Annotated in this window: 3 protein-coding genes; 2 read left to right on the top strand and 1 reads right to left on the bottom strand. The window is 60.1% G+C overall.

Annotated elements, in window-relative coordinates; all coding sequences use genetic code 11:
- The first annotated feature begins 529 nt into the window (after nt 1-529).
- Together A5791_RS26275 and A5791_RS25550 are read left to right on the top strand one after the other, a co-directional pair.
- Nucleotides 530-937 carry a hypothetical protein gene (locus A5791_RS26275; RefSeq protein WP_082967135.1) on the top strand — a complete coding sequence of 136 codons (408 nt, stop codon included), beginning with the start codon at nt 530-532 and terminating at the stop codon, nt 935-937.
- A gap of 146 nt (nt 938-1,083) precedes the next feature.
- Entirely contained in the window at nt 1,084-1,293 is a 210-nt protein-coding gene (locus tag A5791_RS25550; RefSeq protein ID WP_067243078.1) for a hypothetical protein, read from the top strand.
- A gap of 203 nt (nt 1,294-1,496) precedes the next feature.
- Here the strand turns inward: A5791_RS25550 and A5791_RS25545 are convergent, their stop codons facing one another.
- Nucleotides 1,497-1,844: a hypothetical protein gene (locus tag A5791_RS25545; RefSeq protein ID WP_067243076.1), complete on the bottom strand. Its 348-nt coding sequence runs from the start codon at nt 1,842-1,844 to the stop codon at nt 1,497-1,499.
- Between the last annotated feature and the right edge of the window lie 455 nt (nt 1,845-2,299).

The following is a 2,299-nucleotide window of genomic DNA, read 5'->3' as shown; positions in this document are numbered from 1 at the left end:
CGCCAGACCTCACCCATGCCGCCGCGACCGAGCACCTCGATCAGCCGGTAGCGCCCAAACGGCGTGCCGTCCACCTCAGCCGACATCGCAGTACCCCAATCTGTTAGGCCACGACAGATATGAAGATGGCCATAAGTATTACCAATCCGATTCAAAAATTTCCGGGTTTAACGACACTGCGCCTTTTCGGGGAGGCGCCGCGCGGGCTTTGAGCTATTCGCGGCTGTCGCTCGTCACCTCAGGCCACGGCAAGAATTAGTCGACCCTCTTGCAAAATTCTTGGAATCACCCACGAGAAAAGCTGAGGCGCTAAAGCTCCGAACGCATCTTCCGGCGCAAGGAACCCAATAACCTCCAACACCGCACCACCAGCCAAGTCCTCGCGTGACGGGTCACCCCGCAGACCCAGTCACCAAGGCACCCTTACTTCACCGTCTTCCCGAACATCACACCTCTTGCACTCAGGTCACGGAACGATAACGCAATTTCGTCCGCATCTAACGAATAAGGCTGTCTTACGATGAATTTCGTGACGGCTAAACGGTGTCCGCGATGCGGCGCGGAGATGCCCAGCAACACCTGGCCGCCCAAGCCTGGGCGCCCCTCCGTTTGGTGTTCCCAGCGGTGCCGGCGCGCGGCTTACGAGGAGCGCCGCGCCGCCAACAATGGCGCGGTAGCCGTGCGCGTCCAGGTGCTCGAAAAGCCCGTCGAGCGCATCGTGGAACGGGTTCGAATCGAGACGAGAGACGTGCCGTCCAGCCCCGCCGAGGCCGCTCAGATCGTGCTCCGGTCCCCCCGCGCATGCCGCACAGTGTTGGAATCGTTGACCGCCGACGCTGATTCAGGACGGTTGGACGCTGGCGCGCATGCGCCTACCCTGCGCGCGGCTCAGCGCTTACTCACGTCGCTAAGGCGCGCACGACTCATCGATGGCTAAACACACAACCCTAGGCCCACCTTTGACGTCGTGATTGCTAATCGCATACGCGACACAATAAGACGCTCACAGTAGGTGCCTTGGCGTCACTTCTTGGTCCGCACTATTAAGGAGGAATTGATGAGCAATGTGCCGCAGGGATCAGGATGGTGGCAGGCATCGGCTTGTGGCTGCCGGTGTGGTTCTGCATGACGTTCTTTGGCCCAAAGGTCGACACGTTGTCCATCGATGAGCACGGCAACACGGTGTGGCGCCGGCACCAGAAAAGCTCCGAGCAGCTACGGCTGAGGATCGTGCTCTGTGACGTACTTGGGTTTGCAACCTTTGTTCTTGGTCACCGTGGGGATGTGGGCTGAGGCCACTGGCCGATGATCTGATCCAGATCTCCTGATCTGATCCAGGTCGCCGCGTTGGCATCAAGACGCAGAACCGACTCGCGAGGGGAACCGGTGACACACGAAATTTCCGGCGACCGCGGCGCAATTCGCGCTTCGGATTGCGCAGTCGCCAGGAAAAAGGACGCGCTTTGTGAAGCGGTGGGTTGACGCTAGCGACTGAACTAGCAGAACTGTAGGTTGACGCCCCACTGCCCGTAGGCGCGGAAGGGGGGAGAATTCACCGCAGGCCCGACCCTCGGGTTGGTGTAGTAGGCCTGAAATGGGCCACCGAGACTTGAATTGGCGTCCTTGATGCGACCCTCACCGCCACTGGCCGGGTAGAACCGGCTCCAGCTGATCGATTGGATATTGCCCACATTGTGGTGTTCGGTGCAACCTGGAATCACCCGATTGTAGATAGCCGTCACAGCCTGCTCAGCGGACGCCTGGTCACCAGTGTCTGCCTGCGCTGGTGGGGCGCAGCCGATACCCGCCGCCACCACGGCGGACACCAGTACGGCGATCTTCATCGGTTGTTACCCCGTATCCCTCGGCCCGCCGTACTCCCAGTACATGAGGTGGCCGCTATTTGGAAGGTGGGTGCAGGTCATCGTCTGGCCGTTGGGTCCGGTGATAGTGGCGTGCCAGTTCATACACTGATCGCCTGGATTGGGTGTTTGCGCAAACGGCGTGAGCGCGATCACTGCCGCTGCGGGGAAAGCCGCGATGCTCGCGATTTTCAATGTCGGTGCGATCCTCATAATCTGGGCCCTTCGTCGCGTGGCAGCGGTCTTTGCCGTGCCCGAAAAGTGTCGCACTTTGTGCTGGAGGTCATATGAGTTTCTGAGAACCGACTTGACTTCAATTTGCTATTCGGTATTTCAGGTTCGCGTTGAATCGCTAGCATCCTGATCGTGGCAGGGGAAGCCGCTGCAGACGGGACGCCGTTCGGTCGGTACCGCTTGGTTGAGTTGCTGGGCCGCGG

Source organism: Mycobacterium sp. 852002-51163_SCH5372311 (assembly GCF_001667115.1).
In the GTDB taxonomy this organism is placed as follows: domain Bacteria; phylum Actinomycetota; class Actinomycetes; order Mycobacteriales; family Mycobacteriaceae; genus Mycobacterium.
This window is presented reverse-complemented; position numbering and strand designations above follow the sequence as displayed.